This window comes from Streptosporangium sp. NBC_01810, from assembly GCF_035917355.1.
GTDB lineage: Bacteria > Actinomycetota > Actinomycetes > Streptosporangiales > Streptosporangiaceae > Streptosporangium.
Genome location: NZ_CP109070.1, coordinates 7,287,803 through 7,301,994 on the forward strand (window position 1 = coordinate 7,287,803; position 14,192 = coordinate 7,301,994).

Below are 14,192 nucleotides of genomic sequence, written 5' to 3' on the forward strand. Positions count from 1 at the left end.
GACCTCGACCGACGGCACGATTTCCGAGGAGCGCACATGTCAGAGACGATCCCGCCGCCAAGCGACATTCCCGACTCGGCCCTGATCGATCCCTATCCCTTTTACCGGCGGCTGCGCGCGGCGGGACGAGTGCATCGCATGCAGACGCCGATCGGACTGGAAGCCTGGTTCGTCACACACTACGAGGACGCCCGCACGTTGCTCGTCGATCCCCGTTTCAGCAAGGCCGTGCACCACTCCGACGGGTCCGCGGCCGGCGACCGGAAGCGCGAGAGCTCGTTCGCCAACAACATGGTGAGCACCGATCCACCGGAGCACACCCGGTTGCGCAAACTGGTGCAGAAGGCGTTCACCCACCGCCGTACCGAGCTCCTCCGCCCCCGCGTGCAGGAGTTCACCGACCAGTTGCTCGACAAGCTGGAGAAGGAGGGCAAGGCGGACCTCATGGAGGATTTCGCCTTCCCGCTGCCGATGATGGTCATCGGGGAGCTTCTCGGGCTGCCCGACGAGGACCTCGCGGGCCTGCGCGAGAAGACGGTCTTCTTCTTCCTTGAGGAGAGTTACGAGGGCAACCCCGTGCAACGCTTCCGGGAGAAGCAGGCCGGCATCGGGGAGTACGTCAGAAAGCTGATCGAGCACAAGAGGGCGACCACCGGCGACGACCTCGTCCACGGGCTGATCGAGGCGCGCGACGGCGAGAACAGGCTCTCGGAGAAGGAGCTCGTCGCGACCGTGATGCTCCTCATCTTCGCGGGCTTCCTGACCACGGTTAACCTGATCACCAACGGGCTCCACGCGCTGCTCGTCAATCGCGACCAGTTCGACCTGCTCGCCGCGTGGCCCGAGCTCATCAACTCCGCCATCGAGGAGTTCCTCCGTTACGAGAGCTCGCTGGGGCTGATCGAGGGGCACGCGACGGAGGACATCAAGGTCGGGGAGACCACGATTCCGGCCGGCTCGCTGATCATCGTGTCCGTGCACTCGGTCAACCACGACCCGGCGGCCTTCCCCGACCCGGAGCGTCTGGACATCACCCGCAACCCCAACCCGCACCTGGCCTTCAGCCACGGCCTGCACCACTGCCTGGGCGCCCCCCTGGCGCGGCTGGAGGCGCAGGTGGCCATCAACGGGGTGCTGAAGAGGTTCCCCGATCTGAGGCTCGACTGTGCTCCCGAGGACGTGGCCTGGCACCGCGACTTCTTCTCGCGATCCCTGCACGCGCTCCCGGTACGGCTCGCGCGCTGATCCGCCCTCGACCGACCCTTCCGTTCCACACCCACCAGAAAGGAAGCCGGATGTCCCTTCCGGAGAGCGCACTACCCATTGTCAGGACGGCGACCGGATTCTTTCAGGCGCAGGCGCTGTTCGTCGGGATCGAGCTGGGAATCTTCGCCCGCCTGTCTCGCGAACCCGCCGACGCCTCGGAGATCCAGCGGGAATTCGATCTGCACCCCTCTCTGACCGGCGACTATCTGGACTCGCTGGTCGCGATGGACCTGCTGTCACGGAACGGTTCCCGGTACGGGGTGACCCCCCTCGCCGCGGCCTACCTCGATCCGGCCAAGCCCGAGTACATCGGCGGGTTCCTCGCCTTCAACCAGCGCCGGCTCTATCCGGCGTGGGGCACTCTCGGCACGTTTCTGCGATCGGGCGAGAACCTGGCGCAGAAGTTCTCCGCCGAAGGCGACTTCACGTCCGAGCTGTATGCCGACCCCCGGCGGGCCCGCGCCTTCACGGAGGCGATGGACGGCTACGCGGTGCTGCTGGCCCGCCCGCTCGCCGAGAAGTACCGCTGGCACGAGGTGAAGTCCTTCGCCGACCTGGGAGGGTGTCGCGGGCTGCTGACCACGAGGATCGCCGCCGCCCATCCTCACCTGCGCGGGGTGACCTTCGACCTGCCCCCGCTGGAGCCGTTCTTCGACGAGCTGGTCGACGCGGTGGGCGGCGAGACCGATCTCCGCGACCGGGTCACCTACCAGGCGGGCAGCTTCTTCACCGACGTGCTGCCCGACACCCAGGTCTACATATTCGGCCACGTCCTGCACGACTGGGTCGACGAGCGCCGCCGCGAGCTGGTGCGGCGGGCCTTCGAGCAGCTGCCCCCGGGCGGCACGCTCCTCGTCTACGACAGCATGATCGACGACGAGCGCCGCGAAGGGATCTTCAACCTGTTGATGAGCCTCAACATGGCCATGATCAGTGGCTCGTCGGAGTACACCGTCTCCCAGGGCGTCGGATGGCTGACGGAGGCCGGATTCACGGTCGAGGAACCGGTCGCGCTCAACGAGATCACCACGCTGCTGGTCGCCGGCAAACCACTCTGAGCGGTCACTTCCCGGCGGGAGCCGCCGAAGGGGCCACCCGGCGGCTCCGGCGCCGCCTCCGGGCTCGCGAGCGGGTCCGGGAGCGGCGCGGGCTCAGCCCTTCGGGCCGCCCGCCACATACAGAACTCCTACCGCACCAATCTGCGACGAAGCATGACCTGACCCGAGACGACCGTTTCTCCGTGGTCCATCATCTCGATAAGCGCGATATGAACATCCCCGGGCCCGCCCATGTGATTTAGAGTCACTACTATTATCGTTTAAATGACATGTCCGCTAGGTGGTATGAAAGGGTATTCAACCAGCTCAATGTGCCTCTTCCCTCGTTTTTCGCCGGATGGAATTACTCGTGGAGCGGATTTACCCTTGACGGGGACTTCGGAGACCGTTATTCATGGAAGCAACCGTTCGGTTTCTCCGGCGCGAAAATCACTGATCCGGTTAACGATGGCCTCGTGGGTGTGATTTCTCGCCTCCGACACGAGCAGGGTGATGAGCACCGACTCCAGCGACAGAGACCAGGGATCCGAAGGCCACGTCAACGAGCTGGACGGGACCGTGCTGGGACCGGTCGTTCAGGCTCGCGACATCCACGGCGGGATTCATCTGCACCAGGCCGTCACCCCCCTGCCGAGACCGACCCAGCTGCCGGCCGGCAGCGTCCTGGTCAATCGAGGTGAGGCGCTCGCCCTGCTGGACGACATAGGTTCCGGTCACGGCGGGATGGGCGTGCCCAACGTGGCGGTGGTCAGCGGTCCGGCGGGGATCGGCAAGACCGCGGTGGCGTTGCACTGGTCGCATCGCGAGCGGGGGGAGTTCCCCGACGGCCAGCTCTTCGCCGATCTGCGGGGACATGCCGCGGACGCCCCCGTGCAGCCGGCCGAGGTCCTGGGGCGGTTCATCCGCGCGTTCGGGATCGCGCCCGAGCGCATACCCGGCGGCCTGGCGGAGCGCGCGGCGCTTTACCAGTCGCTGGTGAGCGGGCGCCGTCTGGTCATCGTGCTGGACGACGCGCTCTCGGCGGCCCAGGTGAGCCCGCTCCTGCCGGCCTCGGCGGACAGCGTCGCGATCGTCACGAGCTGGTTGCGCCTGGCGGGACTGCTGGTGCGCGGCGCGCGAGGCGTGCAGCTCGACCAGCTCAGTACGGACGCGGCCCTGACGTTACTGCGACGGGCCGTGGGCGAGGAGCGAGTCCGGAGAGAGCCGGACGCGGCCGGTGAGCTGGTGGAGTTGTGCGCGCGGTTGCCCCTCGCCCTGTGCGTGGTGGCCGCCCGGCTGGCCACCAGACCACACTGGCTCCTGTCCGAAATGGTGGAGGCACTCACCCATGAGCGCCAACGCCTCTCCGAGCTGTCGGTGGAGGACGACATGACGATCCAGGCCGCCCTCACGCTCTCCTACCACGGGCTCCCACCACAGGCGGCACGGGTCTACAGATTGCTCGGGCTTTTCCCCGGCACCACCTTCGACAGCCGGGCTGCCGCCGCCACGGTGATGCTTCCCCGCGTCCAGGTGCGGCAGCTGATGGAAGTCCTGACAAATGCCAATTTGCTTGACGACGTACCGGGGGGAGGGTACCGCTTCCACGACCTGACCAGGTTGCACGCCCGGGAGCTGGCCGAGCGGGAGGAATCCGCGAAGACCCGTGACGAGACCGTACGCGGAGCGCTGGACTGGTTCCTGTACACCGCCTGGACCGCGAGCCGGACGGCGATGCCGTACCGGCGGGTTCCTCGCCAGGTGGTGGTTCACGAGCCCGCCGAGCCCCTCGCCTTCGCCGATCCGGCGGAGGCGCTCGACTGGCTGGAGTGCGAGTTCGACAACCTCAGGTCGGCCGGTCGGGTGGCCTTCGAGCGGGAACTGTTCCCCACGACGTGGCAGCTGGTCGATGCCGTCTGGCCCCTGTTCCTGCACCGCGGCCATCACGCGGAACGGCTGGAGGTCGACATGCTGGGGCTGGCGGCGGCACGGGCCTGTTCGGACTCCATGGCCGAGGCCAAGATGCTGAACCGGACCGGGCTGGCACTGCGCGCCCTCGGCCGGCTGGACGAGGCCGCCCAGGACTTCCGCGGCGCCCTGGAGATCTGGAGCCGTACGGGAAACCGGCCCCGGATGGCGGGGAGCCTGCGCCGGTTGGGACTGGTGGAGATGGACCGGGGGCGAGTCGACGAGGCCATCGTCCTCTTCGAGGAGGCTCTCGACGGGTATCGCGCGGTGGGCGGAGCGCGCAAGGTCGCTCTCGTACTGTGCGATCTCGGCAACGCGCTCGCCGAGCGGGGGCGGGCGAAGGAGGCCGTCGCGCGTCTGCTGGAGGCGCGACGGCTTCTCGCGACGGAGCCCGATCGGTACAACCGGGCACGGGTGCTCATCCTGCTCGGCAGGGTACGGGCCGATGGGCCCGCGGCAGCGGCCGATCTTCTGGAGGAGGGGCTGGAGGAGATGCGGCGGATCGGTTCGGACACCGGCGAGGTCCAGGCTCTCCAGGCGATGGGAGATCTCGCCCTGGAGAACCGCGGGCAGGATGACGCGCGCCGTCTCTACGAGGAGGCGCGCCGGATCCTCGCGCGAAGTGGCGCGCGGAGCAGGCAGCTGGACGATCGGTTGTCACGCCTGGACGGCTCGTGACGGCCGGTCGTCCCAGCGCCCGACGAGGGTGCGAGGCGAGTGCGAGGTCTTCAGGAGGGACAGCTCCGCGCAGGTCAGTGATGCCGTCGCCGGTGTCCGGCAGCCGATCTTCCAGCCCGCGTGCACCACCGCCGCCCGGAGTGCCCGCACCGGATCGCCGGTGTTCCGCCAGACGTGGAGGAAGGTGGCGAACAGTGCGTCGCCCGCACCCGAGGTGTTGACGACCTCCCGGGGGGTCACGGCCTCCACCCTGATGAGCAGCCCGTCCCTCGTGCCGAGAACCGCCCCCTGCCCGCCGAGCCCGATCCCCACCACCCGGCAGGCCGGGTAGCGGCCGAACATCTTCGCCACCCAGATTTCGGGTGGATCGGGAAGGTGCTCGTGGCTGCAGAAAACGATCTGCGCGGCCTCCAGCCATGGCCGGTTGTACTCATCGGCGAGATCGGCTATCAGGTGGACGTCCACGGCGATGGGAATACCGAGCCGGGCCGCGGGCCCCACCAGGTCCCGGACGAACTTCGCGTTGGTCAGGACCAGAAGGTCGGCGCCGTCGGCCCTCGCGCGGAGCAGTTCCGGCGGATACGCGACCTGGTTCACGGGCGCCAGATGCGGGAATCCCATGCGGCGACCGTCGGGGGCGACGAGTACCAGGCCCGCCGACGATTCCGCGCCCTCGATGACTCCGGGGCCGAGCAGCCCCGCGCGGCCCAACTCGGCGGCTATGCCGGCACCGATGGGGTCGCGGCCGACGACGGTGCACAGGTGTACGTTGTCGCCGAGCGTCCTCAGGGTTCGCGCGATGTGGCCCGCCGCCCCCGAGACGCCGCCGGCGAGCCAGCGCGGCGATGAGGTGGGGACGTATCGCACCGGAAACTCCCCTATCCCGACCGAGAGATAGAAACTGACGGCGCCGGCGACGACGATCTTCCGGCTCATGCGGACATCCCTCCGGCGTTCCACATCCGGCGCCTGGCCAGTCTGATCTGTGCCCTTCCTGCGACTTCGAGTGATCCGAGCCGGCCCGCGGACGAACCGGTGTAACGACCCACGATCACCGAGGCGGTGGCCAGGCACTCGAACGGCATCCCGGCGACCCGCCAGCCGTACAGGAACGACCCGTAGACCGCCGGCCACGAGCCGCCGCCGGATGACCCTCCCGCCGTGGTGATCGTGGCGAGCCGCCCGTCGCGCAGCCCGGCCAGGCAGTCGTGCCCACGTCCGACGGTCGCGATCTCGCAGCCGGGATACCGGTCGAGGAGACGTGCCACCTCGCGTTTTGGTACGTTCCACGCCCTCCTGGCCCCCACGAGTACGTCGGCGACCTCACGCCATTGCCGGTCCGCGAGGTCGTCGATGCCGGCGACGGTGTGCGCGCCGTCGAAGATCTGGGGGCCGGGTGGTAGGTCGCGACGGTGTTGTACGCAGGACAGGATCATGAAGTGGGGTGCGCGGAGCGAGCCCTCGCGGGGGATCACCAGGATCGCCGGCGCGTCGTACCGCGAGGCGAGGGCTCCAGGCGGGACGCGGCGCAACCTGAGTGCGCGCTCCAGCCGGAACAGGTGGACTGAGACGAGCTTGCCGAGCATGTCGGCCCTCCGATCTGGCTGGTCTATGTGACGAGGAAGGGCACCGAGGCCGGTGCGGTCACCGGGATGGTCGCGGGCTGCCGCAGATCCAGTAGCCGGTAGATGAGGTGGCGCATGTTGCGGTCGAAACGACCCGGTGCGGAGGTGATGCCCTCGGTGACGGTTCGGTAGTGGTCGGGCCGCACCTCGGTGGCGATCCTGGCCAGCTGGTCGCGGAGCGAACCGAGCCTGGAGATCCGGGGCGCGATGGCGGCGAGCCGCGCGAGCGCGGACGCCGGATCGATGCCGGAGCGGGGGAAGCCGGCCAGCACGACCGGGACTCCGGTGGCCGTCCCGTACAGGGGCGCCGATCCGTGGTCCCCGATGACCCAGTCGGCCGCGGCGAGGACCGCACGCCAGTCCGCTTCCGGTGGCACCAGGCTCAACCCGTGCCGCAGGCAGTCGGCGAGCCAGGTTCTCACCTGCCAGATACCGTGCCCGAACCAGACGTTGGGATGCAGGAGCACCACGATGCGGTACTCCCGCCGGGGTAATTCGGCGATCAGACGGGGCAGCAGATTGGGCCACCGGCCGAAGAGCGACTGCGGGCCCCAGGTCGAGCTGACCACGACGAGTTTCTGGGCCGGCTCGACCGCCAGCGCCCGGCGATACGAGTCGCGGTGCGGCAGGCCGGCGACCAGCCTGTCGTACGACGGGTCGCCGATGACGGAGGCCACGGGCAGTGCCTCCGGACAGGCCCGGCCCAGCCTCCCCAGTTCGGACTCGTGGGAGAGGACGATCCCCGCAGGAAGCACGGCGCCGTCGTGCAGCAGTCGCTGGGGGTCGAGCCCGTACGCCACGCGGTCGCCCACGGCACGGGCCCCCTCCCGCACGGTGGCGAACTTGTTGAAGCCGGCACCGTGCGGCATGACGATCAAGGGCGCGTGGATCTCGCGGATCGAGCCCAGGCCGGCCGTGAGGGCGAGGTCGAATCTCTGCTGTGTCGCTTGCGGCCAGGGCAGCGACACCGCGCCCAGGCCGCTGATGAACTGTGCCACTCCATTGCTGAATACATCCGGAGCCATGGTGAACACGACCTGGATTCTCAGGTCGGACTCCACGAGACGGACGGTGTCCAGCAGACGCTGTCCTGAGGTCACGGTGTGGACGACCACCAGAACCGATTTACAGTCCCTGCGTGTCACCCATCGGCGGGCGTCAAGTCCGATCGGAACCCTGCTCCATTCGTGGCCAGACATTTGCGGGCTATCCCTCCTTCCGAGGTGCGGGCGAGATGTGTCGCCCTCTCCTGAGAGTCACTGCCGGAACTTGCGGAAACCCTTGCGGTGATCCTGTTGCCAGCCAAGGACGGTTGGGGATAAATAGGTCGTAGAGCTAGTCAGGCCACTTACTGCTCGATTGACCCTCTCTAGATAAAATCGTCATATGGGAAGGTAGTTCGCTCGGGAAGGGACTCGAATGGAATTCCGTGTTCTCGGTCCAGTCGAGTTTTGGTCTCGGAAGAAGCGCTGTGACCTGGGCTGGGCCAGGGAACGTCATATTTTGGCCATCCTGCTCATGACACCGGGCAAGCCGGTGTCCGCGGAGTCGTTCATCCGCAAGGTGTGGGATGAGAATCCGCCCCCGAAAGCCCGGGACCGCCTGTACAGTCACATCGCCCGGCTGCGGGCACGCCTTCACGACACCGGAGAGGACGTGCGCCTGAGGTACGGTTCCGGGGCGTATTTTCTCGAAACAGACCCCGAGAACATCGACTACCACCGCTTCCGTACGCTCCGTTCGCAAGCCCGTTCGATAACCGAAAGTGGAGATATAAACCATGCTTTTCGGCTGTATCGTGACGCGAGCCGGCTGTGGCGAGGAGAACCGCTGGCGGGTCTCTCCGGTTCCTGGGCGATCCAGAACCGCCAGAAGCTCGAAAGCGAATTGCTGGGCGGCACCGTAGAACGTATCGAACTCGAACTCCTGCACGGTCGCCACACCGACCTCGTGGCGGAACTACACGATCTGACCAATCGGTTTCCGTTCGACGAGAAGCTTGTTGAGTTGCTCATGCAGGTGCTCTATCGCGGCGGCCGGCAGGCGGAGGCCCTCGTCACCTACCGCCAGGCGCGCACGCGTATCTTCCGGGATCTCGGCACCGAACCTGGCCCCGGGCTGCGGACACTGCACCAGCGCATCCTCCAGGGCGATCCGGCGCTGCTGCCCGAGTCCCCGGTGAGCGCCAGGGGAGATCCTCCTCCGAACAACCTTCCCCGTGACCTCACCACCTTCACCGGCAGGGTCCCCGAGCTCGACCGGCTGACCGGGGAGCTGGTCAGGCGGGACGCGGCCACCGTGCTCGCGATCGACGGCATGGCGGGCGTCGGCAAGACAGTGCTGGCCGTGCACCTGGCCCACCGGCTCGCCGACCACTATCCGGACGGCCTGCTCTATCTCCACCTTCACGGTCACGACGCCCAGCATGCCCCCATGGACGCCACCGGGGCGCTGGGGCAGTTACTCAGAATGCTCGGCATCCTCGCCTCCCTCATCCCGAGCGGCCTGGACGAGCGCGCGACGATGTGGCGGGCCGAGCTGGCCCGCCGCAGAGTGCTCATCGTTCTCGACGATGCCACGAGCCACGACCAGATCAGCCACCTCCTTCCCGGGACGCCCGGGTGCCTCGTCATGATCACCAGCAGGCGGGGGCTGGCCGGGCTGGACGACGTCCGGTCACTCTCTCTGGAGGTGCTGCCTCCTGAGGACGGGGCCACGCTCTTCAGCCGCGCCGTGGGCTCGCGGCGCATGCTCCAGGCGGACGACGTCGCCTCGGTCGTACGGCTCTGCGGATATCTCCCTCTCGCGATCCATCTGGCCGGTAGCCGGTTCCGGCACCGGCCCGCGTGGAGCGTGGCCGACCTCGTGGGGCTGCTGGAGGAACCCGACCGGCGGCTGGCCGAGATCCGCGCGGGGAACCGGAAGATCATCACAGCGTTCGAGCTGTCCTTCCACTGCCTCGACGAGGGGCAGCAGCAGGCGTTCTGGCGGCTCGGGCTGCACCCCGGGGCGGACATCACCGCCGAGTCCGCGGCGGCACTGCTGGACTTCAGCCAGGTCGACGCTGAGAAGTTTCTCGACGATCTTCTCGATCACCACCTGATCGCCGAACCCCGGCGAGGCCGGTACCGGTTCCACGATCTCATCGGCGAGTACGCCCGCCTGCTGTCCGGCCGGGAGCCGGAACGCCGGCGTGCCGAGGTGCTCCAGCGGCTCCTCGACTACTACCTCTTCGCGGCGGACGCGGCGGACCGGCTGCTCTACCCGTACCTGGCGCGCGGCCCCATTGAGGTGTCCCGCCCACTGAATCTCCGATCTGGCGCCGGTACCGAGGACCAGGCCCGTGCCTGGATGACCGCAGAACTGGACAATCTCCTCATCGTCGCGCGCTATGCCGCTGACAACGGGTGGACGAGGTACGCGGCGCTGCTCGCACACGTGATCGGCCGTCATCTCGACACGTGGGGACGCTGGCCGGAGGGGGCCGAGCTTCACGCGCGTGCCGTGACGGTGTGGCGGGAGACGGGTGACCGTGCGTGGACGGCGCGCGCACTGGCCGATCTCAGCATGGCGCGCTGGCGGACGGGCCATCACGACGAAGCGCTTCGGCTGGCGGATGAGGCGCTTGTGATTCAGGGCGCCCTCAACGACCAGCGGGCCGTCGCCGATCTGCTCGACCACAGCGGCTTGGTGTACTGGCACCGCTCCGATTTCAGCGCCGCCCTAGGCTGTTTGGAGCGGGCGCTGCACCTGCGACGGGTGATCGCGGACCGCCACGGCCAAGGCGGAACTCTCAACTACATCGCGTTCATTCACTGGCACCGCGGGGATTACGCCGAGGCCGCTGCTCGCCAACGGGAGGCGTTGGCGCTGTACCAAGAGGACGGCGACCGGCGTGGACAGCAGATGACGCTGAACAACATCGGCGAGACTGAAATTCGTCTCGGTAATTACGCCACGGCATTGAGTCATTATGAGGAAGCCGCTTCCCTTCATCCGCATATGGGTCCTCAGAAAGAAGCCATATGGCTGAACAATGTCGCCACCGCATATCAGGGCCTGGGTCGACATGCCGAAGCACTCGAATACTACAGAAAAGCATTGAGGGGATATCGTGATATCGGTGACCGGCGGTGCGAAGCAGATGTCCTGAACAACATCGGCAGTTGCCATGCGCGAATGGGCAGGGATGGAGAGGCGCTTATCCATCATCAGAATGCCCTGCGCATATCGGTCGAGATATCGGAACGCTACCAGGAAAGCCAGGCCCTGCACGGTATCGGCGGTGTTCATCGTCGTGCGAATCGTCATGAGGCCGCCCTCTCTCACTACGAGAGGGTCCTCGACCTGACGCGTGCGATCGAGGACGTCTCCCAGGAGGCCCGCACACTTGACGACATGGGCACCACGCTTGCTCGCATCGGTGAGAAGACGCGGGCGGAGGAGCACTGGCGGCGTGCGCTCGACCTGTATGAGGCCCTTGGAGCCGCTGAGGCCGAAGCCGTCCGGATCCGGCTTGCCGGGCAGGAGGACGTTCTTGCCGGGCAGGAGGACGTTGCCCATTCGTAGCATTTCAGTCAGACACCACTTGAGGGTTATAGTGTGCTGAAACCAGTCACATAATCATTATGTCACCCATTATGGTGATTTATGAGGCATATGGCGGTCGTATCCGAGATGGGAACGATGAAGATTCGTCAAATTTCCCGACACGGCTATGATCTAGCTAGGCTCGCCGCAGCCGCTCCTCGATCCTCAGGGCTCGGGTGAAGGGTGTGCGGCGATTGTTCGTTAACAAAGGAAGCAAGTCAAATTGGTTCTGCATTCCCTTTTTTTGACGCTAATCTTTAATATGTTCATGACCTACTAATTTTATCTGTATAGGTTCGTCTGCGATATCGTCTGAAGAGTAGGAGAAGTGGGTAGAGCGGGGAGGGGAGACTGTCTCGCCTCCCCTTAAGCATGTCGGGACCGCAATTCCTCGCAGGGCCGGCGGTTGCACCCCCGATGATCGGGGAGGCGCGTGGGCAAGGCCCCCGGAAACCGAACCGGTGGAGAGAACGGGTCCCCGCACCTCGGTCGCGGCCGCCGGAATCCCGGTCGATCACGTCCGATCGGATCCTGGGTTCGCGGGAGCACCGGCGTCCCGGATGCCCGGTATGAAATCCATCGTTCACCTCAGGGCGCGACGGTGGCGCCCAGGTCCGTTTCCTCCTCGGTGTTGTAATAGTGCTCGGGGAGTCGTGAGTGACCGCCGGGCGTGATGCCTTGTGGGATGGCGGTTCACCTGCTCTGATGTGCGAAGGGTGAGGTGAAGCCGGTACGGGGAGGGTTGGCTTTCTGCTGTGGAGGCGTCTGTCGAGCAGTTGGTGTACGTCCGGGAGGACGAGTACACGATCGCGCGGATGAGCGCCGAGGGCATGCCCGGCTTCGTCGCCTCCGGCCGAGCTCTGGGCGGGGTCCAGCCGGGGGAGACGCTCCGGCTCATCGGCGCGTGGGGCGAGCATCCGCGGCATGGCAGGCGTTTCGAGGTCACGGCGTGCGAGCGGCTGGTCCCGGCCACGGTCAGGGCCATCCGGATCTATCTGGGCTCCGGCCTGATCCGGGGTATCGGGCCGAGGCTCGCCCACGCCATCGTCAGTCACTTCGGTGAGACGACGCTGACCGTCATCGACACCGAACCGGGACGGCTCACCGAGGTCGTCAACATCGGCCCCGCGCGGCAGGCCCAGATCGCCGACGCGTGGCAGGAGCAGAAGGCGATCGCCGAGCTGATGGTGACCCTGCAGGGGTTCGGGATCAGCCCGCTGCTCGCGGCCAAGATCTACCAGGTGTTCGGGGTGGAGTCGGGCGACATCCTCACCTCCGATCCGTACCGGCTCATCGGCAAGGTCAGGGGCATCGCGTTCACCACGGCCGACCGGATCGCCCTGCGCTCCGGGGTCTCCGAGAGCAGCCCGCAGCGGATCAAGGCGGCGATCCTGGACAGGCTGGAGACGGCGGCCAGCCGCGACGGGCACTGCTACGTACGGCTGATCGCCCTGGTCGCCCAGTCCGCGGAACTGGTCGAGCAGGACCACGACCTCGTCCGCCGGATGCTCGACGCCCTCGTCGCCGACCGCAGGGTGGTCGTCGAGGTCTCGCCGGAGGACCAGGGGCAGGCCGTGGTGTACCTGAAGGAGACCCACAGCCGCGAACTCACTCTGACCGCCCAGCTGACCAGGCTCTGCCAGGCCGCTTCGACACTGCCCATGCGCGCCTTCCAGGAGGATCCCGGGCTGGACGAGGATCAGCGGGCGGCGGTGAACATGGCGCTGACCAGCACAGTGTCCATCATCACCGGTGGTCCGGGCTGCGGAAAGAGCCATACCGTCAGGACCGTGGCGGCGACCGCGAAGGCGATGGGCGGTACGGTGACCCTCACGGCGCCGACCGGCAAGGCGGCCAAGCGCCTGTCGGAGCTCACCGGAATGCCCGCGATGACCGTGCACCGGCTGCTGGCCCACCAACCGGATCCCGACAGCGGTGCGCTGTTCGAGCAGACACCCGCGCAGGCCGACCTGATCGTGGTCGACGAGGCCTCCATGCTGGACCTGCACCTGGCCACCCGGCTCACCGCGGTCATACCGGCGGGCAGCCACCTGCTGATCGTGGGCGACAGCGACCAGCTCCCCAGCATCGCCCCCGGCAGCGTGCTGGCCGACCTGCTGCGCGTCGAGGAGATCGCGCGGATCCACCTGACCCGCGTCTTCCGCCAGGCCGAGGGCAGCGGGATCATCCGGGCCGCCCACCGGATCCGCCTCGGAGAGGTGCCCCCGATCCCCGGCGGGGGAGGCTTCTGGTTCGAGGAGGTCGACGACCCCGACCAGGTCGCCGAGCGGGTGACGCACCTGGCGACGGTGGCGATCCCGAGCAAGCAGGGGGTGAACCCGGACCAGGTCCAGGTGCTGTGCCCGATGCGCAGGGGCCTGACCGGGACCGCCGAGATCGGCCGGATGATCCAGGAGCGGCTCAACCCGGCTCGCGAGGGAGTCGCGGAGCACTGGTCGGGCGCCTCGGTCTTCCGGGTCGGCGACCGGGTCATGCCGATCCGCAACAACTACGACAAGGGTGTCTTCAACGGGGACACCGGCACGGTCACCGCCATCACCTCGGAGGAGAGGCTCGTCGAGATCCGCACCGACGACGGGCAGATCGTGAAGTACGGCTTCGGCGAGCTCGACGAGCTGACCCACACGTACGCCATCAGCATCCACCGCTCCCAGGGCAGCGAGTATCCCTTCGTGGTCGCGCCGCTGGTCACCGAGTCCGGGGGCGTCATGCTCCGCCGCAAGCTGCTCTACACCCTGGTCACCCGGGCGCGGTCCTGGGTGATCGTCGTCGGCGAGCGCAAGGCTCTGGAAACGGCCGTCCATCGGCTCGGCCACCGCCGCAACACCGGGCTCGCCCGCCGGCTCGCGCTGAGCCTCGGAACCGTTCTGATCGGTGACCGACGAGGACCTCAGAAGTGACTCCTCCGCTCCCCGGGGGTTCCCCGGCCAGGGCAGGCGACGGCCAGGCCCTGACCGTCGGCCGGGGCAGGCGTCGGCCAGGCCCTGACCGTTTCGAACACCGGAAC

At 67.4% G+C, this 14,192-nt stretch carries 8 protein-coding genes; 5 read left to right on the forward strand and 3 right to left on the reverse strand.

All coding sequences use genetic code 11. The features are described from left to right. Positions 1-36: 36 nt before the first annotated feature. The 3 genes from OIE13_RS32990 (at position 37) to OIE13_RS33000 (ending at position 4,949) form a co-directional block, all read left to right on the forward strand. A complete protein-coding gene (locus tag OIE13_RS32990; protein WP_326829192.1) occupies positions 37-1,245 on the forward strand; it encodes a cytochrome P450 family protein in 1,209 nt (402 codons plus the stop codon). Between the two features lie 50 nt (positions 1,246-1,295). Then, positions 1,296-2,324: a methyltransferase gene (locus OIE13_RS32995; RefSeq protein WP_326645658.1), complete on the forward strand. Its 1,029-nt coding sequence runs from the start codon at positions 1,296-1,298 to the stop codon at positions 2,322-2,324. Between the two features lie 492 nt (positions 2,325-2,816). After that, complete coding sequence (locus OIE13_RS33000) at positions 2,817-4,949, forward strand: tetratricopeptide repeat protein (protein ID WP_326829193.1); 2,133 nt, start codon at positions 2,817-2,819, stop codon at positions 4,947-4,949. Here OIE13_RS33000 and OIE13_RS33005 read toward each other — a convergent pair. Genes OIE13_RS33005 through OIE13_RS33015 form a run of 3 tightly spaced genes read right to left on the reverse strand, consistent with a single transcriptional unit; the run spans position 4,929 to position 7,689 of the window. Continuing rightward, positions 4,929-5,885, reverse strand: coding sequence for a carbohydrate kinase family protein (locus OIE13_RS33005; protein WP_326645654.1), 957 nt, complete (start codon positions 5,883-5,885; stop codon positions 4,929-4,931). The genes OIE13_RS33000 and OIE13_RS33005 overlap by 21 nt on opposite strands. Next, positions 5,882-6,535, reverse strand: a complete 654-nt coding sequence (locus tag OIE13_RS33010; protein WP_326645652.1) for a hypothetical protein — start codon at positions 6,533-6,535, stop codon at positions 5,882-5,884. The genes OIE13_RS33005 and OIE13_RS33010 overlap by 4 nt, the downstream gene beginning before the upstream one ends. A 23-nt stretch (positions 6,536-6,558) precedes the next feature. Beyond that, positions 6,559-7,689 carry a hypothetical protein gene (locus tag OIE13_RS33015; RefSeq protein ID WP_326645650.1) on the reverse strand — a complete coding sequence of 377 codons (1,131 nt, stop codon included), beginning with the start codon at positions 7,687-7,689 and terminating at the stop codon, positions 6,559-6,561. A 304-nt stretch (positions 7,690-7,993) separates the two neighbouring features. Between OIE13_RS33015 and OIE13_RS33020 the strand changes: the two genes are divergently transcribed. Both OIE13_RS33020 and recD2 read left to right on the forward strand, forming a co-directional pair. Further along, positions 7,994-11,143: an AfsR/SARP family transcriptional regulator gene (locus tag OIE13_RS33020; RefSeq protein WP_326645649.1), complete on the forward strand. Its 3,150-nt coding sequence runs from the start codon at positions 7,994-7,996 to the stop codon at positions 11,141-11,143. A 776-nt stretch (positions 11,144-11,919) separates the two neighbouring features. Next, positions 11,920-14,085 (forward strand): SF1B family DNA helicase RecD2, encoded by a 2,166-nt coding sequence (gene recD2 / locus OIE13_RS33025; protein WP_326645647.1) that lies wholly within the window; start codon positions 11,920-11,922, stop codon positions 14,083-14,085. Positions 14,086-14,192: the final 107 nt, after the last annotated feature.

Excerpts from the sequence above, each read along its gene's own strand:
- OIE13_RS32990 (WP_326829192.1), top strand. The coding sequence starts at position 37 with ATGTCAGAGACGATCCCGCCGCCAAGCGACATTCCCGACTCGGCCCTG.
- OIE13_RS32995 (WP_326645658.1), top strand. The coding sequence starts at position 1,296 with ATGTCCCTTCCGGAGAGCGCACTACCCATTGTCAGGACGGCGACCGGA.
- OIE13_RS33000 (WP_326829193.1), top strand. The coding sequence starts at position 2,817 with ATGAGCACCGACTCCAGCGACAGAGACCAGGGATCCGAAGGCCACGTC.
- OIE13_RS33005 (WP_326645654.1), bottom strand. The coding sequence starts at position 5,885 with ATGAGCCGGAAGATCGTCGTCGCCGGCGCCGTCAGTTTCTATCTCTCG.
- OIE13_RS33010 (WP_326645652.1), bottom strand. The coding sequence starts at position 6,535 with ATGCTCGGCAAGCTCGTCTCAGTCCACCTGTTCCGGCTGGAGCGCGCA.
- OIE13_RS33020 (WP_326645649.1), top strand. The coding sequence starts at position 7,994 with ATGGAATTCCGTGTTCTCGGTCCAGTCGAGTTTTGGTCTCGGAAGAAG.